This window comes from Methylomonas koyamae (assembly GCF_006483455.1).
Classification (GTDB): Bacteria; Pseudomonadota; Gammaproteobacteria; order Methylococcales; family Methylomonadaceae; genus Methylomonas; species Methylomonas koyamae_B.
Genome location: NZ_PPPU01000018.1, coordinates 134887 through 158468, shown reverse-complemented (window position 1 = coordinate 158468; position 23582 = coordinate 134887). Strand labels below are relative to the sequence as shown.

At 55.5% G+C, this 23582-nt stretch carries 25 protein-coding genes; 16 read left to right on the top strand and 9 right to left on the bottom strand.

Going from position 1 to position 23582, the window contains the following annotated elements; all coding sequences use genetic code 11:
* Positions 1-60 precede the first annotated feature (60 nt).
* A complete protein-coding gene (locus C2U68_RS11705; protein WP_140912667.1) occupies positions 61-483 on the top strand; it encodes an HIT domain-containing protein in 423 nt (140 codons plus the stop codon).
* Here C2U68_RS11705 and fliL read toward each other — a convergent pair.
* Complete coding sequence (gene fliL / locus C2U68_RS11700; protein ID WP_260839324.1) at positions 472-834, bottom strand: flagellar basal body-associated protein FliL; 363 nt, start codon at positions 832-834, stop codon at positions 472-474. The genes C2U68_RS11705 and fliL overlap by 12 nt on opposite strands.
* A 108-nt stretch (positions 835-942) precedes the next feature.
* Between fliL and nagZ the strand changes: the two genes are divergently transcribed.
* Genes nagZ through C2U68_RS11685 form a run of 3 tightly spaced genes read left to right on the top strand, consistent with a single transcriptional unit; the run spans position 943 to position 3246 of the window.
* The gene (gene nagZ / locus C2U68_RS11695; protein ID WP_260839323.1) at positions 943-1968 is read left to right on the top strand and encodes a beta-N-acetylhexosaminidase; all 1026 of its coding nucleotides are present in this window, start codon (positions 943-945) and stop codon (positions 1966-1968) included.
* Positions 1961-2506, top strand: a complete 546-nt coding sequence (locus C2U68_RS11690) for a hypoxanthine-guanine phosphoribosyltransferase (RefSeq protein ID WP_409563853.1) — start codon at positions 1961-1963, stop codon at positions 2504-2506. The genes nagZ and C2U68_RS11690 overlap by 8 nt, the downstream gene beginning before the upstream one ends.
* Entirely contained in the window at positions 2503-3246 is a 744-nt protein-coding gene (locus C2U68_RS11685; RefSeq protein WP_140912664.1) for an S-methyl-5'-thioinosine phosphorylase, read from the top strand. The genes C2U68_RS11690 and C2U68_RS11685 overlap by 4 nt, the downstream gene beginning before the upstream one ends.
* A gap of 147 nt (positions 3247-3393) precedes the next feature.
* Here the strand turns inward: C2U68_RS11685 and C2U68_RS11680 are convergent, their stop codons facing one another.
* Entirely contained in the window at positions 3394-3588 is a 195-nt protein-coding gene (locus C2U68_RS11680) for a hypothetical protein (RefSeq protein ID WP_140912663.1), read from the bottom strand.
* A gap of 125 nt (positions 3589-3713) precedes the next feature.
* On the opposite strand from C2U68_RS11680, the gene C2U68_RS11675 reads away from it, so the two are divergent.
* Positions 3714-4175, top strand: a complete 462-nt coding sequence (locus C2U68_RS11675) for a thiosulfate oxidation carrier protein SoxY (protein WP_186289588.1) — start codon at positions 3714-3716, stop codon at positions 4173-4175.
* The gene (gene soxZ / locus C2U68_RS11670) at positions 4175-4492 is read left to right on the top strand and encodes a thiosulfate oxidation carrier complex protein SoxZ (protein WP_140912661.1); all 318 of its coding nucleotides are present in this window, start codon (positions 4175-4177) and stop codon (positions 4490-4492) included. Before C2U68_RS11675 ends, soxZ begins: the two co-directional genes overlap by 1 nt.
* Here the strand turns inward: soxZ and C2U68_RS11665 are convergent.
* From C2U68_RS11665 to C2U68_RS11650, 4 genes are read right to left on the bottom strand one after another with little or no spacing between them, the layout of a single operon-like run.
* Positions 4489-5448 carry a beta-ribofuranosylaminobenzene 5'-phosphate synthase family protein gene (locus tag C2U68_RS11665; protein ID WP_140912660.1) on the bottom strand — a complete coding sequence of 320 codons (960 nt, stop codon included), beginning with the start codon at positions 5446-5448 and terminating at the stop codon, positions 4489-4491. The two genes, soxZ and C2U68_RS11665, sit on opposite strands and share 4 nt — an antisense overlap.
* Before the next feature lie 33 nt (positions 5449-5481).
* Positions 5482-6159 carry an HAD family hydrolase gene (locus tag C2U68_RS11660; RefSeq protein WP_186289587.1) on the bottom strand — a complete coding sequence of 226 codons (678 nt, stop codon included), beginning with the start codon at positions 6157-6159 and terminating at the stop codon, positions 5482-5484.
* Entirely contained in the window at positions 6156-7079 is a 924-nt protein-coding gene (locus C2U68_RS11655) for a hypothetical protein (RefSeq protein WP_140912658.1), read from the bottom strand. Before C2U68_RS11655 ends, C2U68_RS11660 begins: the two co-directional genes overlap by 4 nt.
* Before the next feature lie 3 nt (positions 7080-7082).
* The gene (locus C2U68_RS11650) at positions 7083-8009 is read right to left on the bottom strand and encodes a diguanylate cyclase (protein ID WP_140912657.1); all 927 of its coding nucleotides are present in this window, start codon (positions 8007-8009) and stop codon (positions 7083-7085) included.
* Positions 8010-8166: 157 nt separating this feature from the next.
* On the opposite strand from C2U68_RS11650, the gene C2U68_RS11645 reads away from it, so the two are divergent.
* The 5 genes from C2U68_RS11645 (at position 8167) to C2U68_RS11625 (ending at position 14865) form a co-directional block, all read left to right on the top strand.
* Entirely contained in the window at positions 8167-9723 is a 1557-nt protein-coding gene (locus tag C2U68_RS11645) for a Re/Si-specific NAD(P)(+) transhydrogenase subunit alpha (protein WP_140912656.1), read from the top strand.
* A gap of 10 nt (positions 9724-9733) precedes the next feature.
* Positions 9734-11122: a Re/Si-specific NAD(P)(+) transhydrogenase subunit beta gene (gene pntB / locus C2U68_RS11640; RefSeq protein WP_140912655.1), complete on the top strand. Its 1389-nt coding sequence runs from the start codon at positions 9734-9736 to the stop codon at positions 11120-11122.
* 210 nt (positions 11123-11332) lie between these two features.
* Positions 11333-13054, top strand: a complete 1722-nt coding sequence (locus C2U68_RS11635; protein ID WP_140912654.1) for a lysophospholipid acyltransferase family protein — start codon at positions 11333-11335, stop codon at positions 13052-13054.
* A 22-nt stretch (positions 13055-13076) separates the two neighbouring features.
* Positions 13077-14105 (top strand): M14 family zinc carboxypeptidase, encoded by a 1029-nt coding sequence (locus C2U68_RS11630; RefSeq protein WP_140912653.1) that lies wholly within the window; start codon positions 13077-13079, stop codon positions 14103-14105.
* On the top strand, positions 14086-14865 hold the full coding sequence (locus C2U68_RS11625; protein ID WP_140912652.1) for an alpha/beta fold hydrolase: 780 nt from the start codon (positions 14086-14088) through the stop codon (positions 14863-14865). Before C2U68_RS11630 ends, C2U68_RS11625 begins: the two co-directional genes overlap by 20 nt.
* Here the strand turns inward: C2U68_RS11625 and C2U68_RS11620 are convergent.
* The gene (locus C2U68_RS11620; protein WP_140912702.1) at positions 14858-15175 is read right to left on the bottom strand and encodes an H-NS family nucleoid-associated regulatory protein; all 318 of its coding nucleotides are present in this window, start codon (positions 15173-15175) and stop codon (positions 14858-14860) included. The genes C2U68_RS11625 and C2U68_RS11620 overlap by 8 nt on opposite strands.
* Positions 15176-15237: 62 nt before the next feature.
* On the bottom strand, positions 15238-15954 hold the full coding sequence (locus tag C2U68_RS11615) for a DUF2914 domain-containing protein (RefSeq protein WP_140912651.1): 717 nt from the start codon (positions 15952-15954) through the stop codon (positions 15238-15240).
* Between the two features lie 130 nt (positions 15955-16084).
* Here C2U68_RS11615 and C2U68_RS11610 point away from each other — a divergent pair, with 130 nt between their 5' ends.
* From C2U68_RS11610 to C2U68_RS11595, 4 genes are read left to right on the top strand one after another with little or no spacing between them, the layout of a single operon-like run.
* Positions 16085-18922: a 2-oxoglutarate dehydrogenase E1 component gene (locus tag C2U68_RS11610; protein WP_140912650.1), complete on the top strand. Its 2838-nt coding sequence runs from the start codon at positions 16085-16087 to the stop codon at positions 18920-18922.
* The gene (gene odhB, locus C2U68_RS11605; RefSeq protein WP_140912649.1) at positions 18912-20102 is read left to right on the top strand and encodes a 2-oxoglutarate dehydrogenase complex dihydrolipoyllysine-residue succinyltransferase; all 1191 of its coding nucleotides are present in this window, start codon (positions 18912-18914) and stop codon (positions 20100-20102) included. The genes C2U68_RS11610 and odhB overlap by 11 nt, the downstream gene beginning before the upstream one ends.
* On the top strand, positions 20063-20659 hold the full coding sequence (locus C2U68_RS11600) for a hypothetical protein (protein WP_140912648.1): 597 nt from the start codon (positions 20063-20065) through the stop codon (positions 20657-20659). The genes odhB and C2U68_RS11600 overlap by 40 nt, the downstream gene beginning before the upstream one ends.
* 17 nt (positions 20660-20676) lie before the next feature.
* Positions 20677-21321 carry an MBL fold metallo-hydrolase gene (locus C2U68_RS11595; protein WP_140912647.1) on the top strand — a complete coding sequence of 215 codons (645 nt, stop codon included), beginning with the start codon at positions 20677-20679 and terminating at the stop codon, positions 21319-21321.
* Between the two features lie 37 nt (positions 21322-21358).
* Here the strand turns inward: C2U68_RS11595 and C2U68_RS11590 are convergent, their stop codons facing one another.
* Complete coding sequence (locus tag C2U68_RS11590) at positions 21359-22261, bottom strand: MerR family transcriptional regulator (protein ID WP_140912646.1); 903 nt, start codon at positions 22259-22261, stop codon at positions 21359-21361.
* Between the two features lie 91 nt (positions 22262-22352).
* Between C2U68_RS11590 and C2U68_RS11585 the strand changes: the two genes are divergently transcribed.
* Positions 22353-23582 carry an RNA polymerase sigma factor RpoD/SigA gene (locus C2U68_RS11585; RefSeq protein ID WP_140912645.1) on the top strand — a complete coding sequence of 410 codons (1230 nt, stop codon included), beginning with the start codon at positions 22353-22355 and terminating at the stop codon, positions 23580-23582.

The following is a 23582-nucleotide window of genomic DNA, read 5'->3' as shown; positions in this document are numbered from 1 at the left end:
GGCGACGGCAACACCAATTCGGCCTGCGGCGGAATCGGCCGACATTTATAAGAGGTAGCAATGACCGATTTTCAACTTCACCCGCAATTGCGACGGGATTGTTTTAGCGTTGGCAGTCTGGCACTGTCGGAACTGCTGATGATGAACGACAGCCAATATCCCTGGTTCATCCTGGTGCCGCGTCGAGCCGATATCACAGAAATATACCAGTTAAACCCCGCGGACCGGCATACGCTGCTGGAAGAGTCATGCCTGTTGGCAGAGGCGTTAGACCGGTTGTACCGGCCTGACAAACTGAACATCGCCGCAATCGGCAATCTGGTACCGCAACTACACCTGCATCACGTAGCGCGTTACCAAAGCGACAAAGCCTGGCCGGCGCCGGTTTGGGGAAAGTTTCCAGCCCTGCCCTACAATGGCGAACAACCGGAGCAGCGCCTCGCGCAACTACGCGAAACGCTGGGAGAATGGTTATTGGATTAAAAACTCGGAAAAGAAGACATCTCTGAAACCGTCGCTATTTTGAATTTTAACCAGCAAGTCGGTAATCAGTTGTTTGGTTTTCAGGCGCAAGGCCTCGCGTTGTTCCATGGACTGTACATCCGCGACATGCATGCCGCTCAACATCATGATCATTTCGTGACGCAACAGCGGCATATGTTTTTTGACTTTCTCGACATGCTCGGCGCCTTCTACCAGCAACTGCACGTTAATCATCAGATACCGTTTCGGTTCGGCCAGATTCACCGTAAATTTCGGCTTCATTTCGATGTATTCGATCACCGGCCCGGCGCTTTCGTCGGCCTTTTTCTCGCCCGAATTGGCCTGCGCCATAAGCGGCGCCATTACTAAACAGAGCAACAAAATAAATGTTCGCACGGATTCCTCATATAATGTGGTGGTAACGCCAAAAAGTATATTCCATTTTCTGCATTTATCACGATGAAACCACTCGCTATCGGCCCGGTGATGATCGACATCGCAGGCCACAGCCTGACTGCGCTGGACCTAGAAAAAATCGCTCATCCCAATACCGGCGCCTTAATCCTGTTTTCCCGCAATTACGAAAATCCGCAACAGGTTGCCGAATTGATCCGCAACATTCGTCAGGCCCGCAACGGCGATATTCTAATCGCCGTCGACCAGGAAGGCGGCCGGGTGCAACGCTTCCAAACCGGCTTTACCCGCTTGCCGGCGGCGGCGCGTTACGCCGAGCGACCGGAATTGGCGGAAGCCGCCGGTTGGCTGATGGCCAGCGAGATTTTGGCCGTCGGCGCCGACTTCAGCTTTGCCCCGGTGCTGGATGTGGACTGCGGCATCAGCACGATCATCGGCGACCGCTCGTTTTCTCAAGTCCCGGAACAAGCCGCCGAACTGGCCGGCAAATTCCGCGCCGGCATGCGCGCCGCCGGCATGGCCGCCACCGGCAAGCACTTCCCCGGCCATGGCGCGGTGGCACTGGATTCGCATCTGGACTTACCCATTGACGAGCGCGACCTGGAAGTCATTCGCCGCCAGGATTTGGTCCCGTTCCGGCGCCTGATCGCGGAAGGCTTGGAAGCAGTAATGCCTGCGCATGTGCTTTACCCGCAGGTCGACCGCTATCCGGCCGGTTTCTCCGAGATTTGGTTGCAACAGGTACTGCGCCGGGAATTGGGTTTCGACGGCGCCATTTTCAGCGACGACCTGAGTATGGCCGGCGCCGCCAGTATCGGCGACTTCAACGAGCGCGCGGGACTGGCTCAACAAGCCGGTTGCGACATGCTGCTGGTGTGCAATAACCCGACGGCCGCCGAACAGGTATTGGACACTTTACCGACCAACCGCGACGAAAAGCGCGAACGACGCCTGCGACGCCTGCAAGCCATGCGCGGTCGCAGCAACTTCAGTCTGGACAATTTGGCCGAACACCCGCAATGGCGCCAATTTTCCCAACTAATCACCGAATTTTATGAATCCTTTGCTTGAAGAAATCGAGTTGGTCAAACAACAGGCGCTGTTGTTGCACAGCGAGGCCGAGGTCGAGGCGGCGCTGGACCAAATGGCGGCCAACATCAATCGGACCTTGGCCGACACTAATCTGTTGCTGTTATGCGTCATCAACGGCGGCATCATCGCCGCCGGCAAATTACTGCCGCGGCTGGACTTCCCTTTGACCTTGGACAGCATCCACGCCAGCCGCTACCGCAATGCCACGTCCGGCAGCGATCTGCACTGGCTGTACAAACCGACGACCCCGCTCTCGGGACGTTCGGTATTGATCGTCGACGACATACTCGATGAAGGCCACACGCTGCAAGGCATCATCGACTATTGTCTGGAGCAAGGTGCGGAACAAGTCTTCACCGCCGTGTTGTTCGACAAACAACTGGATCAGGAAAAGCCGGTTACACCGGACTTCGTCGGCTTGACCGTAGCCAACCACTACTTGTTCGGTTACGGTATGGATTACAAGGGTTATTTGAGAAACGCACCGGGCGTCTTCGCCTGCAAGGAAGTGTTATGACATTGGCAATTATCGGCGGCACCGGCCTGACCCAAATCGCAGAACTGAGCATTACCGGCGAACAAACCCTGGAAACGCCGTTCGGCTCACCATCTGCGCCATACGTATTCGGCGAATTGAATGGACACTCCCTGATATTCCTGGCCAGACACGGCAATCCGCACCGGATTCCGCCCCATAAAATCAATTACCGCGCCAATATCTGGGGTTTGCACCAACTGGGCGCCACTGAGATCATCGGCGTCGCCGCGGTCGGCGGCATCGGCGCAGCGATGGGACCGGCCAAGATTGCGATTCCGACACAATTGATCGATTACAGTTACGGCCGCGAACACACGTTTTTTGCCGACGAGCTGGAACACGTGACCCATATCGATTTTACCGAACCGTATACTCCGAGTTTGAGGCAGCGTATCCTGCGGGCCGCCAACACAGCCGGCATCGAGGTATACGATGGGGGCGTTTACGGCTGCACCCAGGGGCCGAGACTGGAGACGATCGCGGAAATCAAACGTATGGCCAACGACGGTTGCGATTTGGTCGGTATGACCGGGATGCCGGAAGCGGCGCTGGCCCGGGAACTGGAAATTCCATACGCCAACATTTCGGTGGTTGCCAACTGGGCGGCCGGCATCGTCGACGGCGAAATCACGATGGCCGAAATCGAGAAGAATCTGCTGACCGGTATGAGCAATGCAATTAAGCTGCTAAAGGCAACAGTGCTGTCGTCGCCGACATGATTCAACCAAAAACGGGAGCTGGCGCGACCCGGACAATTGCGCCAACCCCCGTGAAAGATCGGAACCGACACCCTCGGTTCCTATAAGTATCCGTCTGGTCGAGCCGGCCCTTTGCGGAGAAGATCGCACCGGCTCGACGGCGGAAGCTTATTTGGTTAGACCGCCTTTATGCAGTACGTCGGAACGGTAAGCCGAATTACTGGAGTCTTCGGCGATATTTTTGGCTGCTGTTGCATATTTGTCGTGTTCGGCATTTTTTACCATCAGCACCGCGCCGGCGACCAATACGACGGCAACAGCTATGTATGTCCAAAAATTGTCTTTTTCTTGTACTTCGTTCATTTGATACCTTCCTTTTCTGGTTTTTTAGTGGTGGTGCTGAAAATGTTTTCAACGCGGCACAAGATAACAAAGGAACCGGACGGAATTTTGATATACGTCAATCTTTCTATGGTTATTACAACCCGATGGCGCATTCTCGGCGGAAGTTTCTGAAACACAGCGGCATATTGGCGGCCGGCGGGCTACTGCTTGCCGACACGGCAGACGGCATTGCCGCGCGGGTGGCTGAAGATTTTGCCGTCAGCGACTTCACCGATCGTTATGCCAAACTGTTCGGTGACCAAGCCGTCGTCGACAGCGAATCAATTGAATTGATTCTGCCGGAAATCGCCGAAGACGGTGCCGTGGTGCCGGTGACGATCCGCAGCGAATTGGACGGCATCGATCGGCTTTATCTGTTGGCCGATAAAAATCCGACGCCGCTGGTTGCCGAATTCGAATTGGCGCAGGTGGTGGCGGTATATCTCACCGCGCGGATCAAACTGGCGGAATCCTGCCGAGTAACCCTGATCGCCCGCCGCGACGGCGGCCTGTTGCGTTGTAGCCGTTGGGTCAATGTGATGCGCGGCGGCTGCGGGAGCGGTTAATGAACAGCATCAAGGTGCGCAGCCGGCGGGAAGGGGAATTGATCGAGGTGAAGGTGCTGATCGAACATCCGATGGAAAACGGCCGCAACCGCGACGCCGCAGGCAACTTGATTCCGGCCCATTTCATCGAACAGTTGACGCTGACATTGAATGCGCAACCGCTACTGACGGTAAATATGGCGGGCAGCGTGTCGAAGAATCCCTTCTTCAGTTTTCGGTTGAAGCAAGCTGCCGACGGCGACGTGCTTCGCGTTGACTGGCGCGATAACCTCGGTTCAAGCGACAGCGCCGAACATCGAATCGGCGTTAACCGCTAAGCGTCGCTCAATTCCGCCGGCAGATTTCTGGCGCTGGCAAGCGTAAAACTCAACGGCGAATCCGCGAATTTCCGCCGCAAGTCCGCTAGCAAGCCATCGGCTATTTCCGGGCTGGCCACGGCGCAAAAACCGGTCGGCCCCCACGAGGTTTGGCCGATGGCGACCGCGCCCTGCTCCGCCAGGTAAGCCATTGCCGCCGCGACTTCGGGGCTGGTGAACACGCCGCCCTGCACCGGCGCGAAATGCTCGCCGACGGCTTGCTGCAATAAAGTGATAACATCGCCGAATTGCTGCAGATCGTGTTCGGCCAAAGCCGGTAAACCGCGCATCAACAGCAGATAGCACAAGCGTTCGGCTTGGGCCTCCGGAAACGGCGGCAATTCGCTGAAAGCGCTGACCTCCTGCTCGCCGTGCAATCCCTGACCGCGTTGGTCGAAAACCAAAACGAAACGCCAGGCATCCGGAACCGCCATTTGTGCGATCACGGGCGGCGTCACGGTATTGGGGCCACGGCCGCCGTCGACGATCACCCCGCCTTTTTCGAAAATCCCGATTCCGATCCCGGAACGCGCACCGCGATCGGACAACTGGGCAATCTCCCGAACCGACAGGCCCAGTCCGTAAAATCGGTTCAATGCGGCCCCGACCGCTAACGCCATTTGCGTCCCCGAACCCAGACCGATATGTTCCGGAATCGCTGCGGCGATATCGATCCGCAACCGGTCAGGCACTCCGGCATATTCGCAAAACTGGCCAACGCAGCGGCGGGCGCGTTCGGCACCCGGCCCGCTAACCGTCAACTCGTCGGCAAGGCTGACGCTGAGCCGAGTGTTGATTTCGTTCAAGGCTACGCCGATGCTGCCGAAATGCCGTCCCAAGCCGCCGCTCAGATCGATAAACCCCATGTGCAGTCGGGCCGGAGCGATCACTGTGACTGATTGGAATTGCGCTTTCACCACCAGGATTCCCTTAGCAAAAATGAGGCGGCATTATAGCGGAAGCGAGCCCTGAGCCGAGAGTAAATCAGCGACTTGGTACAAATCGGCCATCACCTTATCGGCCAAGCCGACAGCCTCCGGCTCCGCCGCCGCGGTCGATGGCACCATGATGCAGCGTGCGCCGGCGGCTTTTGCCGCCCGGACGCCGACCGGCGAATCCTCCAGTACCAGGCAATCGGTAATCGGACAAGCCAAGGCGTCGGCCGCACGCAAAAACAGATCCGGCGCCGGCTTGGCCTGCATCACGGTATCGGCGGTGACCATAACGGTAAACACCTGTTGCAATCCGGCCGCTTGCAGGCAGCGTTCGGCGTTGGCGCGGCGGCTGTTGGTCGCCAGCGCATAACTCAAACCGCAGCGGTTGGCGGCGGCCAAAACCGCCCAAAAACCGGGCTTGACGGCGATACCGTGGCGCTCAACGTGCTCCACCCAATAGCGGCTGCTCAAGCTTTGAAATGCGCCGATATCGAATCCGCTGCCGCCATAGTCCTGCAAGCGTTGCCGAACCACATCACCCGAACAACCGGACAAGCTGGTGCAAAACTGGTCCGACAATTCGCAACCCATATCCGCCGCCGCCCGCCGCCACGCCGCGAAATAAGTGGTCTCGGTATCCAAGACCAGCCCGTCCAGGTCGAATATCAGTCCCGCCAATCGCCAAGACGTCAACGCAACACCTTGATATATTCGCCGATGGCTTCCCGGGTAGAACCGACTACCAGCCGCTTGCGGCCATGTTCATCGACTTCGACCCAGCCGGCGGCCTGAATCCATTCGCCTTGTTGGGCCTGGCCGTTAAAGGTCGCGGTAAAACTGACCACGCTGTCGATCTCGGCATGTTTCAGCGCAAAACAAGCCGGATAATCGAAACTGAAACGGTCGTCGGCCACTTCGGCTTCTATCCGGGCAAAATCCAACTTGCGGTAATTTGCTGTCGTCGAGTCGGCTTCGCTCAGTAGCGACAAATCGAATTTGCGTTGATTGATCATGCCCTTGTTATATTTGCGTTGCTCGTGCCAGATGTAGTCGTCCAGCGCAAAATCGCAGGCGCGGCGCCGGTAGGCCTCCAGCCAATCGCCATCGTTCAAGGCCTGCAGTCGATCCTGGGCGATCAGCGCCTGCACGGTATAGCGGGCACGATGAAACTCGTCGCGGTCGTAACACACCAGATCGATATCGGAATCGCGGTTTTGCACCCCCACCAGCAACGAACCGGTGACGCCGAACAATTCCAGCGCCAAACCATTTTCGGCGAACAGCCGGCACAAGTGCTGCAAGTCAGCCAACACCGCATCGGCCGGCTGCTGCCGCAACAGTGCTTGCAATTGCTTGCGGGGCTGGTGGTGCCGGACGATCGCGGACGCCGGTACGGCGTGGACGTCGGCGTCGATCACCGCCGAATAATGCAAATAGTGCGGATAAGACTGGCGCAGAAAATCGTTTGCAAAATCCGTGCCGACTTTGCGCCAGCGGCCATCGACGCGCAAATAGCGCAGAAAACATAGAACCTTGCCCTGCTCCAATCCGCTGCTGACGGCAGCGAAGATCAAGCCTTCGGCAGTCTCGACGAAATCCTTGGCGAAATACACGGCTTAGTCGATCTCGACTCGGTTGCGGCCGTGCTGTTTGGCTTTATATAAAGCCGCGTCGGCCGCCTCCAGCATGCTATGCGGAGATTTGTATTGGCCGACGAACGTCGCTACGCCCAAACTCAGGCTGACATAGCCTCCCGGCGCCGCGTCGTGTTGCAGCTGCTTGTTCCAGACATCCTCGCGAATCAGCTCCGCCAGACGCCTGGCTTCGGACAGGGGCGTGTCCGGCAATATGGCCGCAAACTCTTCACCGCCGTAACGGCAAATCAGATCGCTGTCGCGCTCGAGTTGGGCGCGGATGCTTTGCGCCACCTCGATCAAGCAAGCATCGCCTTGCGGATGGCCGCGGCTATCGTTGTACTGCTTGAAGTAGTCGATGTCGCAAAGCAGTAAGGTCAGCGGCGATTTGGTTCGCCTTGCCAATGCAAATTGCACGGAAAAATTGCTATCGAATTGGCGGCGGTTGCCTAATCCCGTCAGTTGATCCAGCAAGGTCAAATGTTCCAATTCGCGATTGACCCGCTGCAATTCCTGCTGAGCTTGCTGTAACTTCACCCGCATCACGTAAATCCGCTCCATCGCCATGACCGTGAAACGCAGGCGCACCGGATTCAGCGGCTTGGACAAGTAAGCGTCGCCGCCGGACAGTACGCCATGAACAAACGATTCGTCGTCATCGTGCGTGGTCAAAAAAACCACCGGAAACCAATCGGCTTTTTTTAGCTCGCGGATCGCTTTGGTGGCTTCGAATCCGCTCAAATTCGGCATTTCCACATCCATCAGAATCAGATCCACATCGTGATCGGCGACATATTGCAACGACTCGGCACCGTTTTCCGCGAAAGCCACTTCGTGCCCCATTTCCCGCAAACACTCGGCTGCCAGTTGGCGAATGGTTTTGCTATCGTCTACTACCAAAATTTTCATCGTCAGATTATCAACGGCATGGGCAGGGTCGCGATGATAGCTCAAATCCGGCAGGCCGCAGAAAACAATTGATTAAAGCCAATCAATCACCTATTCTCGCCCGCGGGTTTTTCGGCCTTTGCGATCCGTTATATCCCTCCACACAACAGGAGAAATTATGAAAATCGGTGTTCCCAAAGAAATCTACGACGGCGAAAAACGCGTTGCCACAACGCCGGAAGCCGCGGAAAAAATAATAAAACTGGGGTTCGAAATGCTGCTGGAAAGCGGCGCCGGAGCAGACGCCAACATCTCCGACGACGCTTATCGCGCCGCCGGCGTGCAGATTGTCGGTACGGCTCAGGAACTGTGGCAGCAAAGCGACATCGTCATGAAAGTCCGCGCCCCGCAGCACCATCCGCAACTCGGCATCGACGAAGCCGACTTACTGCGCGACGGGCAACATCTAATCAGTTTCATCTGGCCGGCGCAGAACGAAGCGCTGATGCAGAAATTAGCCGCCAAAAACGCCACGGTACTGGCGATGGACAGCGTACCGCGCATGTCCAGGGCGCAGAAAATGGACGCGTTAAGCTCGATGGCCAACATCGCCGGCTACCGCGCCATCGTCGAAGCCGCCCAACATTTCGGCCGCTTCTTTACCGGCCAGATCACCGCCGCCGGCAAGATCCCGCCGGCCAAAGTACTGGTGATTGGTGCCGGCGTCGCTGGTCTGGCCGCGATCGGTGCCGCCAAGGGCATGGGCGCCATTGTCCGCGCCTTTGACACCCGGCCGGAAGTCAAAGAACAAATCGAGAGTATGGACGCCGAATTCCTGATGCTGGATTTCCAGGAAGACGGCTCCGGTAGCGGCGGCTATGCCAAGGTGATGTCCGCAGAATTCATCGCCGCCGAAATGGCCTTGTTCGCCCAGCAAGCTAAGGAAGTCGACATCATCATCACGACCGCGTTGATTCCGGGCAAACCGGCGCCGGAGCTGATCACCGCCGAGATGGTGGCCTCGATGAAGCCGGGCAGCGTCATCGTCGATCTGGCGGCCGAGCAAGGCGGCAACTGCGCATTGACCGAGAAGAACCAGGTCGTGGTCAAACACGACGTCACCATCATCGGTTACACCAACTTGCCGAGCCGACTGGCCAACCAGTCCAGCCAACTGTATGCCACCAATTTACGGCATTTGCTGACCGACCTGTGTCCGACCAAGGACGGTACGCTCAACGTCAACTTCGACGACGAAGTAATTCGCGGCGCCACCGTCATCAAAGAAGGCAAAATCACTTGGCCGCCGCCACCGCCGCAATTGTCGGCCGCCCCCAAAGCGGCTGCGGCCGTAGCGGAAACCGCCATCGAACCGAAAAAACCGCTGCTACCGGAGCCGGTACGGCAATTTTTGCCGATGGCATTGGCCGGCCTGGCCCTGTTCGGCGTCGGCGCGGTGGCGCCAGCCTCGTTTTTGGCTCACTTCACCGTATTCGTGCTGGCCTGCTTCGTCGGCTACATGGTGATCTGGAACGTAACGCCATCGTTGCACACGCCATTGATGAGCGTAACCAATGCCATCAGCGGCATCATCGTCATCGGCGCTTTGGTGCAAGTGTCTTCAGCCACCGAAATCGTCGCCGGCCTATCGGCCCTGGCGATCCTGATCGCTTCGATCAACATCGCCGGTGGCTTCCTGGTCACCCGACGCATGCTCGCCATGTTTAGAAAATAGGGGAAACGCAATGTCGAACGGAATGGTAACCATGGCCTATATTGCGGCCTCTATTTTATTCATCCTCAGCTTGAGCGGCCTGAGTCGGCAAGACACCTCGCGGCGCGGCAATTACTTCGGTATGCTGGGCATGGCGATTGCGATCATTGCCACGGTACTCAGCGAAGATGTCACTGCCTACGGCTGGTTGAGTGTAGCCTTGTTGATTGGTGGCGCCATCGGTGCCCGTGCCGCCGCCAAGGTGGAAATGACGCAAATGCCGGAACTGGTGGCGCTGATGCACAGCTTGGTCGGTATGGCCGCGGTACTGGTCGGTTATGCCAGCTTTCTCGACCACTCCAACACCCTCACCGGAGTCGAGCGCACGATTCACGAACTGGAGATTTACATCGGCATCTTCATCGGTGCCGTCACTTTCTCCGGCTCGGTGATCGCTTTCGGCAAACTCTGCGGCAAAATCAACGGCAAGCCGGTGTTACTGCCAGCCCGCCACTGGTTGAACCTCGGCCTGTTCGTCGCCACCTTTGTCCTCGGCGGCAGCTTCCTGCAAGGCACCGAAACCGGCGGCGGCATGACCCCGCTGTTAATCATGACCGCGATCGCTCTGGTGTTCGGCGTGCATATGGTGATGGCGATCGGCGGTGCCGACATGCCGGTGGTGGTGTCGATGCTGAACAGCTACTCGGGTTGGGCGGCGGCAGCCACCGGCTTCATGCTCAGCAACGACTTGCTGATCGTCACCGGTGCTTTGGTCGGTTCCAGCGGTGCGATTTTGAGTTACATCATGTGCCGGGCGATGAACCGCCATTTCTTGAGCGTAATCGCCGGCGGTTTCGGCAGTGCCGGCGGCGAAGCGGCGGAAGTGGTCGGCGAAGTGCAGCCGATAGAGGTCGAGGAAACCGCACAACTGCTGCGCGATTCCAAGGACATCGTCATCATCCCCGGCTACGGCATGGCGGTTGCCCAAGCTCAACACACGGTCAATGAAATTACCAAATACCTGACCAGCCACGGCAAGAAGGTGCGCTTCGCGATCCATCCGGTCGCCGGGCGGATGCCTGGTCATATGAACGTGTTGTTAGCGGAAGCGAAAGTGCCTTACGACATCGTATTCGAAATGGACGAAATCAACGAGGACTTCCCCCACGTCGACGTCTCGATCGTCATCGGCGCCAATGACATCGTCAACCCGTCGGCCCTCGACGATCCCAACAGTCCGATTGCCGGCATGCCAGTACTGGAATGCTGGAAAGGCGGCACCACCATCGTCATGAAGCGCTCGATGGCGTCGGGCTATGCCGGGGTCGGCAACCCGCTGTTCGTTCACGACAACACCCGGATGCTGTTCGGCGACGCCAACGATAAATTGCAGGCTTTATTAAAGGCACTGCAAGGCTGATTTACCGGCCAAGCTCCACGAGATCAGTTTTCGGCAAGCCTATAAAGTTCTCGCCGACAACATCGCAACCGGCCCGTCTACGCCAAGGCGGGCCGGCATTAGAGTTCAAGCCGGTTTTCCGGCCCCCGCCCCTATCGCCAGCTTTGACATATTTCTGACATATTCGCTGTCTAGAATTCGCGGCATACCGTTATTTCTGGACTCTCTTCGATGATCGACGCCGAACGCATACTGCATGAAACCTACCCCGACTTCAAATTAGGCAAGGACAACACATTGGTGGTCAAAGCTTTGAAAAAGCTGATCCACGAAGACGACTTCAACGACGTGATCCGCAAAAACCAGCACTTACGCGGCTTTGCGTTTTTAGACAAACTGCTGAAATACTTCAACTTCAGTTACCAGATCGGTAACGACTCCTACAACAACATCCCTGCCGAAGGCCGACTGATCATCGTCGCCAACCACCCGATCGGCACCCTCGACGGGCTGGCCTTAGTCAAACTGATTCGCTCGGTCCGGCCCGACGTGCGCATCGTCGCCAACCGCGTGCTATCGCACATGGAACCGTTGCAATCGATCTTCCTGCCGGTCGACGTGCTGTCCGAAAAAAAGAAGTTCAAGGAAGTGTATAAGACCATGATCGATGCACTGGAAAACGAAGAAGCCGTGATTTTTTTCCCGGCCGGCGAAGTCTCGCGCATTACCCCCAAAGGCATCCGCGACGGCGCCTGGCAGAGCGGATTCGTCAAACTGGCGCGTAAAACCCAGTCGCCGGTGCTGCCGATTTATATCAAAGCCAAGAACTCGGCCTTGTTTTACAGCGCCTCGACGCTTTACAAACCGCTGGGCACGATGTTGCTGGTCAAGGAGATGTTCAACAAAAAAGGCCAGGAAATCAAATTCCTGGTCGGCGCACCGGTGCCGTTCCAAGCGCTCGCCGACAGCCCGGAAACCAACAAACAACTCAGCCAGCGCTTTCGCAAGCATGTGCAAAACCTGGGCAAGAAAAACAAGGCGCCGCTATTCGATACCGTTGCCACCGTGGTGCATCCGTCCGATACCAAGGCGGTCAAAAAGGCCTTGTACCAGTCACGCCTGCTGGGCGAGACCCGCGACGGCAAAAAGATTTTTTTATACCAATTTCAGGACGACTGCCCGGTGATGCAGGAAATTGCCCGGCTGCGGGAGTTGACCTTCCGCACTGTGGAAGAAGGCACCGGCCTGGCCCTGGACTTGGATAAGTTCGATATCTATTACAGCCACATTGTATTGTGGGACGACAACGATCTGGAAATCGTCGGCGCCTATCGCATCGGCGACGGCCCGGCCATCATGTCCAGCCACGGCATCGACGGTTTTTACACACAAACCCTGTTCGATTTGCGCGGCGAGTTCGTCGGCTACTTGCCCAACAGCATCGAACTGGGCCGCAGCTTTGTCCAACCGCGTTATTGGGGCCAACATAGTCTGGATTATTTGTGGTACGGCATCGGCGCTTATCTGCGGGAACGGCCGGACATCAAATACCTGTTCGGTCCGGTCAGCATCAGCAACGCCTATCCGCACGCCGCCAAAGAACTGATCATCGGCTTTTACCGGCAGCAATTCGGTGCCGAACCGCATCAAACCAAAGCCCGCAAGCCGTTCATCATTTCCGAGGCCGGTCAGGCCTTTGCCGCCAGCGAATTCAATGCCGACTATTCGACCAGCTTCAAAGTACTGAACAGCGAATTGAAAAAACTCGGCGTCAAAGTACCCACCTTATACAAACAATACGTGGAATTGTGCGTGGATAAGGGTTGCCATTTCATCGATTTCAATATCGATCCGGACTTCAACAATTGCATCGACAGCCTGATCATGGTCGAAGTTGACAAAATCGCCCCGAAAAAACGCCAGCGTTATATCGAAAAATCCTTGGCCGGGTAATCCACCGCGCACCGACCGACTCATGAAACAGCGTCCATTCCCTGAACTGGAGCAATTGGAAACAATTGTCGCCCGCTTGGGCAGCCGCGCCCAGTGCGAGGTCGTCGAAACCGTCGAACATGCCGGCCGCCGGTTTCCGATCCACTGTCTGACGATAGGCTCCACCGCGCCGGACGTGCCGGTGCTGGCCTACTTCGGCGGGGTACACGGCCTGGAAAAAATCGGTTCCGAAGTGATTTTGGCCTATCTGCATACACTATGCGAGTTGCTGGATTGGGACGAAGAACTGAACCAACGTCTAAGCAAAGCTCGCCTGGTGTTCATGCCCCTGGTCAATCCGGTCGGCGTGTTTCGCGGGACCCGCTGTAACGGCCGCGGTGTGGATTTAATGCGCAATTCGCCGATCGAAAGCGACGGCAATACCCGCTTATACAGTGGCCAGCGCTTCAGCCCGAAACTGCCCTGGTACCGCGGCGACGAATCCAAGATGGAAAAAGAAGCCCAGGCGCTATGTCGGGTGGTGCACCGGCATCTGTTCGACGCGCCGCTGGCGATTGCCGTGGATCTGCATTCCGGCTTCGGTATTCACGACCGCCTGTGGTTTCCGTACGCTTCTCGGCAAACGCCCTTTCCCGACCTGGCCGACGCCTACGCATTGAAACAGTTGTTCGACCGCTGCTACCCGCACCATTTTTATAAAATCGAACCGATGAGTCAGGAATATGTGATCAGCGGCGATTTATGGGATTACCTGTACGACGACTTCACCGACCGCTATCGGCAACGCAAGCTGTTCTTGCCGCTGACACTCGAGATGGGCTCCTGGCTCTGGCTAAGAAAAAGCCCGACTCATTTATTTCAACGCCACGGCTTGTTTCACCCGCTGTTACCGCATCGGCAACAACGCATATTGCGCCGGCATTTAACCTTATTCGACTTTTTGTTTCGATGCTTGTTGTACCCAAATCGATGGGCGAAACTCGACGAGTCGCAACGGGATTTGAATCAAAGCCAGGCACTGGAGTTATGGTATGGCCAGCCACCGCGCTGAAGACTGGATACTGCTGCGCGGTCTATGCCGCGAGGCCGGCCATTGGGGAAATTTCCCCAGCTTGCTGCAATCGGCATTTCCAGCCTCTACCGTCCATTGCATCGATTTACCGGGCGCCGGCACGTTCCACCGTGAGACCAGCCCGAAGCGGATAGAAGAGATCAGCGAATGGGTACGTCAGCGGGCGGATCAAGCCGGTATGCTGCAGCGGCCGGTCAACCTTCTGGCGCTGTCTCTGGGCGGCATGGTGGCCTGGGAATGGTTGCAGCGATATCCGGGCGATATTGCCGGCGTTGCGCTGTTGAATACCAGCTTTGCCGGGCTCAGCCCGTTCTTTCATCGCCTGCGCTGGCAAAGCTACCGACGCTTGCTGCAAATTATGCTGGAAAAGGATGTCTACCGCAGAGAGTTGGCGATTATCCGCCTGACCAGTAACCGTCGCGACTCCGACCATGAATTGGCCGAAACCTGGGCCCATATTCAACGGCAAAGACCGGTCAGTGTCAGAAATGCGCTACGTCAACTGTACGCAGCGTCGCGCTATCGGCCGACTGCTTGCGCAAACCAAACTCCGGTACTGCTATTGAGCGGAAAAGGCGACAGAATCGTCGCTCAGGAATGTTCGAAAGCCATCCATGGCCGATGGAATGTTCCATGGCTAAGCCACCCTTGGGCCGGACACGACCTGATATTGGACGACGGCATTTGGGTGGCTGAGCGCTTACAGGATTGGACGAAGCAACTATCCGGAATTACTTGATTTCGAATTCGGATTTATCGCGACCTGCCGCCAGCAGTTCCTGCATCCATTTCGGCGCCAAACCTCTGCCTGACCAAGTCAATGCCGAATTGTTCGGGTTGCGGTATCGCGCTGCAACTTTAGAGACTTTTCTTTCGGACTTTTTATCGCCGTCGTGAATATCAACGGTCACACCAATCGACGTGGCCAACTCTTTAATTTGGGCGATAACTTCTTTACGTTTGCTGAATTGCCTTTCTTTCAACGCTTTTTCGGCATTATCGATAACGGCTTGTAACTCTGCTTCGGATAATTTATTAAAATCAGTCATATTTTCCTCTTTAATCAAAAGACGGCGCGGATTCTATCACTAAGTTTTAGCGAAAAAAACTATTATTCCGCGGATAATGAAAATTTCACCTCAGAGTATACCTTACCTTTCTTATCCGACAACCTTACTTGCCACTCGCCGACGTCTTTATACGACAAAGTTTTGCTTGACCACACCTTGGAGCGGGTTTCTTTCAAATCTAATTGTTTATGCTGCACTACTTGTTTGTTTCGCAACCACTCGTGAAATAACACCAGCCTTCCCGGATTTTTTATCTCGGTAAAATAAAACAACTCTATAGGTTTTCCCTTTACCACGGCAAACGCTCCTGCTATTGGCTGGTCGGGTTCGTTATCTTTCAATCGGGTATTCAGCGAAGCGCGAATCACCCGGCGATCGAAAATAATGCCCAGCGGACGCGTGCCCAGCAGCTCGGTTTTGGTGTTCTCCGCTTGCAACTGTTGTGCAAGCGGAATCTCCTTGGTATACACCTTATTGATAGCCAAGCCATCGGCCGCAGGCGGCTCCGAGTTGTTTGCGCTGGAAATCTGATTCGACTCAGGCTCTTGAACTTTTCCAGCCGTATCGGTCTGAGTATTGCCCGGCTGCTCGGATCCGCTAAACGTAAAGTACAAAAACAGCGAAAATAGCAGCAGTAAAACCAAGGCAATAGCGATTCTTCCGGTATGCCAAACAGTAATAGTCTGCGGCGGATTTATCTGCTTTGCCGTTTTAGTTTTATCGTAGTTTATTTTTATAACGACTCTATTATCCGTCATGCCTTTGCCTTGTTAATAAAACAGAACTTGCGCCGAAACCGCGACCGCTATCATCACCCCACGCTTGGTAATATAGCATTTTCGCTCTAACATAATTGACTTCAACTTGCCGATAACCAGGACGTTTGCAATGAGTAGCTTGCTTAAAGAATTCGAAGAATCCTCCTCGCTGTACGGCGGCAATGCCCACTACGTCGAATACCTGTACGAACAATACTTGAATGCGCCGGATACCATAAGTCCCAGTTGGCGCGCCCGCTTTGACGCCATCCGCAGCGGCTCGGCCGAAGACACGCCGCACAGCGCGATTGTCGACCGGTTCGAGAAACTGGCTATCGCCGAACCGGGCAAACTGGCCCGGATGCAGGGCTTTACCGAACAAAGCGTAAAGAAGCAATCCGCCGTGGCTCGCTTGATCAACCACTACCGGGTCAAAGGCCACCAAATCGCCGCCAACAATCCGTTACGCGGCTCACCGACCGTCCCGGCCGATCTGGAGCCCTTGTATTACGGCCTGACCGAAGCGGATATGAGCACCTTATTCGATACCGGCGGCCTGTGCGGTATCGACCGCCTGCCACTGAAAGCCATCCTGCAGACCTTGAAGGAAATCTACTGCGGCAGCATCGGCAGCGAATACATGCACATCGTCGACGACGAATCCAAACGCTGGATCAAGAACAAGTTGGAAGGGGCAAAACCCGACTTCTCCAGCCACCCGGAAAAACGCATCTGGCTGCTAAAACTACTCATTGCCGCCGAAGGCCTGGAGAAATTCCTGCACCGAAAATACGTCGGCCAAAAACGCTTCTCGCTGGAAGGCGGCGAATCGCTGATCCCGATTCTCGACGAATTGATTCAACGCGCCGGCGAACACAAATTCAAGGAAATTGTCATCGGCATGGCCCACCGCGGCCGGCTCAACGTACTTATTAATATACTCGGCAAAAGCCCGGCCGTGTTATTCGGCGAATTCGAAGGCACCCACACCTCTTCCCCCGGCGTGCTGACCGGCGACGTCAAATACCACCAGGGTTTCTCTTCGAACATCGCCACACCGGGTGGCCCGATCCATCTGACACTGGCGTTCAACCCCTCGCATCTGGAAATCATCAATCCAGTGGTGGAAGGCTCGGTCAAAGCCCGCCAGGACCGGCACGGCGTCGGCGGCATCGATGCGATCGTGCCGATTTTAATTCACGGTGACGCGGCGTTTGCCGGCCAGGGCATCGTCATGGAAACCCTGAACATGTCGGAAACTCGGGCATTTTCCACCGGCGGCACAGTACATATCGTTATCAATAACCAGATCGGTTTTACGACCAGCAATCCGTTCGACGCCCGCTCTACCTTATACTGTACCGACGTAGCCAACATGATTCAGGCGCCCGTGTTCCACGTCAACGGCGACGATCCGGAAGCGGTCATTTTCATCACCCAATTGGCGCTGGATTACCGTAACACCTTCCATAAGGACGTGGTGATCGATTTGATCTGCTACCGCCGCCACGGCCATAACGAAGCCGACGAGCCGGCTGCCACCCAGCCCATGATGTACAAAGCCATCCGCGACCATTTGACGCCGCCGCAAATCTACGCGCAGAAACTGATCGCCGACGGTGTCATCGACGAGGCCGGGGTGCAACAACTGGAACAGCATTATCTGCAACAACTGAACGAAGGCTTGCCGGTTTCGCGGCCCATCATCGAAAACAAGGCCTATTCTTACTCGGCACGCTGGGAACGGTTTCTGAATAAACACTGGGACATTCCGGCAGATACTTCCGTCACGCCGGAGCGAATTCGGTTCTGCAACCAGCGCCTGCAATCCTTGCCCGAGGGTTTCGAATTGCATCCGCGCGTCGCAAAAGTCATGGAAGACCGCAACAAGATGGCGGCCGGCGAAATGCCGATGGATTGGGGCTTTGCCGAGAACATGGCCTACGCCACCGTGCTAATGGACGGTTACGACTTACGCCTGACCGGCCAGGACATCGGCCGCGGCACCTTTTCCCACCGCCACGCTATTTTGCTGAATCAAGCCACTGGCGAAAATTACATACCGCTGAAGCATCTGGCCGAAGACCAGGGCCGGGCGCAAATTTTCAACTCGCTACTGTCGGAGGCAGGCGTACTCGGCTTCGAATACGGCTACAGCTCGACCGAACCCAACAAACTAATCATCTGGGAGGCGCAATTCGGCGATTTCGCCAACGGCGCTCAAGTCGTGATCGATCAATTCATCAGTTCCGGCGAAACCAAATGGGGCAAACTCAGCGGCTTGGTGATGCTGTTGCCGCACGGTTTCGAAGGCCAGGGCCCGGAGCATTCCTCGGCCCGCCTGGAACGCTATCTGCAATTATGCGCCGACCAGAATATCCAGGTCTGCGTGCCGACCACCCCGGCCCAAATTTTCCATTTGCTGCGCCGGCAAGTGGTGCGCGAATACCGCAAACCGCTGATTGTAATGAGCCCGAAAAGCCTGCTGCGTCATAAACTGGCGGTGTCGGAGCTGGACGAACTGGTTAACGGCGAATTCCAGACCGTGATCGGCGAACAGGACGATATCGATCCATTTCACGTCACCCGCTTGATTCTCTGCTCCGGCAAGGTTTACTACGACTTGCTGGAAACCCGGCGCGCGGACAATCTGCAGCACGTGGCGATCGTCCGCATCGAACAACTGTACCCGTTCCCGAACGACCGCTTTAAACAGGAGATTGACAAATTCCCCAATCTGGAACAAATCTACTGGTGCCAGGAAGAACCGAAAAACCAGGGCGCCTGGTACCAAAGTAAACACCATTTCTTCGATTTGGTGGACAACAACATCCCGATTCACTATGCCGGCCGACCGCCTTGCGCCGCGCCGGCGGTGGGCAATTACAAAACCCACTTGCAAGAACAACGTGCGGTAGTTCATGCCGCTCTTTACGGAAACAACGAAGGAAACAAACATGAGCTTTGATATTTTGGTACCCAGCCTCCCCGAATCGGTGTCCGACGCCACGCTGGTCGCTTGGCACAAACAGGCCGGAGAATGGGTCAACGAAGGCGAAAACCTGGCCGACCTGGAAACCGATAAAGTGATTCTGGAAGTACCGGCCCCCAAATCCGGCACACTGGAAGCCATCGTCGTTCAAGACGGCGAAACCGTCGTCGGTGGCCAGTTGCTGGCCAAGCTCGATGTGCAGAGCGCCAAGACGGCCGCGCCGGCGGCAAAGCCGGAAGAAGCCCCGCTCAGCCCGTCGGTCCGCAAACTGGTAGCCGAAAAGGAACTGGACCCAAGCTCAATCCACGGCTCCGGCAAACACGGCCGGATTCTGAAAAGCGACGTGCTGGACTATTTGCAAGACCAGCAAGTGCAGCCGGAACCGGCGCCCGCCGTGGTTGCTTCAGCGGCCGACAGTAGCCATTCTCCGCTTTCCGCGACGGCTATTGCCGCATTGCGGCCTGAGCAACGGGTACCAATGACCCGGTTGCGGGCCAAGGTTGCCGAGCGGCTGTTGCAGGCCCAACAAAACGCGGCAATGTTAACCACCTTCAACGAAGTCAACCTGAAAGCGGTCATCGAACTGCGCAACCAATATAAAGACCGGTTCGAAGCCAAGCACAACATCAAACTCGGCTTCATGTCGTTTTTCGTCAAGGCGTCCATCGAAGCCTTGAAACGCTTCCCGGCCATCAACGCCTCGATCGACGGTAACGACATCATCTACCACGGTTATTACGACATCGGTATCGCCGTCACGACTCAGCGCGGCTTGATCGTGCCGATTTTGCGCGACGCCGACCAGCTCGATTTCGCCGGCATCGAAAAAGGCATCCACGACTTCAGCAACAAAGCCCGCAACGGCTCGATCAGCGTCGAAGACCTCAGCGGCGGCACCTTTACCATCACCAACGGCGGCATCTTCGGCTCGATGCTGTCCACACCGATCTTAAACCCGCCGCAATGCGCGATTTTGGGCATGCATGCGATCAAGGACCGGCCGGTGGTCGAGAACGGCGAAATCGTGATCCGGCCGATCATGTACCTGGCCTTGTCCTACGACCACCGTCTGGTGGACGGCAAGGAAGCGGTGCAATTCCTCGGCATCATCAAGGAATGCTTGGAAGCTCCGGCGCATTTGCTGTTGAACATCTAAAAATCGATTGCATTTATATGAGATTCTTTGGGTTAGTTGTTTTATTAACTTGCTTCATTTCAATAGGACATGCCGAAACCACAAAATCCGGTATCCCTGCTGAGCTAGAGATTCAAATAAAAAAGCTGACTGAATTATTAAGTGACTCATACGGCTCCTCTCCGTCGAAATCTTGGGAAGTACAAGCCATCAGCCTAAATTCAATTGCGGTTAACTTTCTGGCAATTTTTACTCTTGAAGGTTACACCGGCGGCAACGGCTGGACTCAATATCTGGCTGTTTTCGAATTTGGAGAAGGCGAGAATGGCAAACCAGATAGTTACCCATTGGTTGACTTCATGCCTGTAGGCGGTAAGGGGTGCCGGACAATCCCGAAGCTTGATGTAAAAACAACCTATTTAAACACCCATGGTGATAAGGTTTTCACGCTTGATGTTCTGGAAAATACAGAGAATGATGCGCCGAATTTTCCAACTAGAAAATCAACAGCTGATATCACTCTAAAAAACGGCCGCCTCACTGAACAAAACCAGAAATGTCAAGGTGCCTGGGACTAACCCTCAATTCAACTTCCATGCGCTACACCATCATCCCCGTCACAGCCTACCAACAAAACTGCACCCTACTCGTCTGCGAACAAACCCATAAAGCCGCTTTGGTCGATCCGGGCGGCGACATTGATTTGTTGCTCAGCGAAGTAAAAAAACAAGAAGTCGAACTGGAGGCCTTACTGTTGACCCACGGCCATCTGGATCATGTCGGCGGCACTGCCGAATTGGCCGCAAAATTGTCGTTACCGATCATCGGGCCGCAGCTGGAAGACGATTTCTGGATCAAATTGTTACCGGAACAATGCCGCATGTTCGGCTTTCCGCAGTCGGCCGGCTTCACGCCGCAGCGCTGGCTCAACGACGGCGACACGGTCAAGGTCGGCAACGAAGTGTTACAGGTCCTCCACTGCCCTGGCCATACCCCCGGCCATGTGGTGTTTTTCAGCGAGACGGAACGACTGGCGTTGGTGGGCGACGTGCTGTTCAAAGGTTCGATTGGCCGCACCGATTTCCCGAAAGGCGATTACCAGACCTTGATCGATTCGATCGTCAACAAGCTTTGGCCGCTGGGCGAAGACGTCAAATTCATTCCCGGCCACGGCCCGATGTCGACTTTCGGCGCCGAAATGCGCAGCAACCCTTACGTCGGCCAAGTCGTCGCTTCTTAGCGACGCTGCGATAAATACTGCCGGCCTACCGGCCGGTTTAATGTGAAATCCGCTGCTGCCGGATCTTGGCGTTGAATTGGTCGATATCGGAGACGACATCTACGTTGGCGACCGCAGGATCTTCCGCGCCCAACAAATACAACGCACCGCCACCGCCCAACCAGACTTTCAAATCGTCCTGCCGGGCCGCATCCAGCAGTCGGTGCAAATGCTCGACCGTAACCGCTTCCGGCGGGGTTTTCACCATGCCGATCACCAATAACTCAGGCGCCAAGTGCCGCGCTGCTTCGATGATGTCTTCCGCCGGTAAATCTGCACCCAGGTAATAGCAATTGTAGTTCTGCGCCGCGGCGATCAAGCAACTGACCAATATGCCGAATTCGTGCGGCTCGCCGCTGGGCGTGGCCAACATAATCCCCGGATTGTTGCGGGAATGGCGATGCAGATTGTTCACCATACTTAGCACGATCCGTTTCACGCAGGACGAGAACATATGCTCCTGGGCGATGTTGATTTTGCCCCGGTGCCACAAATCCCCGACCTTTTGCATCGCCGGCAACAAAACGTCGCGGGCGTAGTCCAACGGCTCGCTGACCAGCAACGCTTTCTTCAATAACTGCTCGCAACGTTCGATACGGTATTCGCGCAAGGCATCTGCAATTTGCTCCAGAAACGGCACCGGCTCGCGCCGCTGCTGTAGTTCAGACTGGTTTTGCAAATCGCTGAGCTGTTGCCAGCTCAGACCGGCGAGTTTACCGATGGAATGCCCTTGCCCGGTCAAGTTCACCAGCAGCGTCAACTTGTCCAGATCCTGCTGCGAATAGAACCGCCTGCCGGTGTCGTTGCGCGCCGGCGTGACACAAGCATAGCGGCGTTCCCAGGCTCTTAGCGTTTCCGGTGTCAAACCCGTTAACGATGTAATGGCTTTAATTGAGTACATTGTTCACGTTTTGTACATATTTTATTTTGACAAACATTTTACAATCTAGTAACGTATTTGCCAACAACTTAATTCAACGAGCGAAACGATTATGTCTAATACAGTCGCACTATCCTTTGCTAGCGAGACAGTCACTATCGCGGATGCCGAGCCAGGCACCTTAAGCGTGCGCATGGAGCAAGCCCGGAACCGTCTCAACCAGTTATTGCTTGATAATCAGCAGGTTAGTCCGCTGATAGCCAAACGTTTACTCAACGAACTGCAGCGAGGCATCGATTGCTCCGAATTGATGATTGCGAAAAATTCGGACGAAGCCAAGCGCCTGATAGAACTGTTGTACAAGCAAGAGTCACTTGTACAAAATACCGCAGCCAACTTCAAAGCCGCGCAAGAAGTTGTACAGCCGCAAAACATTGTACAACTTTTGGACCCACACCGGCGTACAGTAAACCAGTTGTTGTACAGCTTGCACTTGTTGCCGGTGTTCCTGATCGATAGCGCCGGCGACATCCTGAAAACGCTGGCCACTGATCCCGCCCTAGACTCTGATTATTCAGCCGAACTCAAAGTGGCAATTCGCGAATTGAAAACCATCCGCCAGCAAACCATATCGGCCAACACCGGATTGGTGGCGTTCGTGGCCCACAAATACAAAACCAACAACCTCAGTTTCGACGATCTGATGCAAGAAGGCTTGGTCGGCTTGATTAAAGCGGTCGACCGTTTCGATGCGGAACGCGGCATCTGCTTTTCGACTTACGCTATCTATTGGATCAAACAAGCCATATCGCGCTTGATCGTCAAACAGGAAAAAATCGTGCGTTTGCCGGTGGCCTTGGCGGAAAAAGCCTCGGTAGTGTTCGAGGCCATGCGCAACTGCTACCTAAAGACCGAACGCTGGCCAAGCATCGCCGAGCTCAAGGCCTGCTGCGACCTGACCGAACAAGAGATCAAAACCATCAGCAGTTATTACCAATCCACACACTCCCTGGACGCCACAATCGGCGACGAAGACGACGGGCTGGATCTGATGGCGAAGATGCAACAGCACCAGTTCAGTCTGCCGCTCGATGAACTAATCGACAACGATCTAGCTCAATACGTCGACAAAGCGGTGGCGTCGTTACCGGAAAAACAGGCAGCGATTCTGACGATGCGCTTCGGCTTGCGCGATCACACGGAAATGACTTTGCAAGCCGTTGCCGACCAACTGCATGTTACTCGAGAACGAGTCCGGCAAATCCAGAACGAAGCGTTAAAAAAATTGAAACAACAGTTCGGCTTTGACCTTATGCTATTTCTCGAACCCAAGGACGGTTAA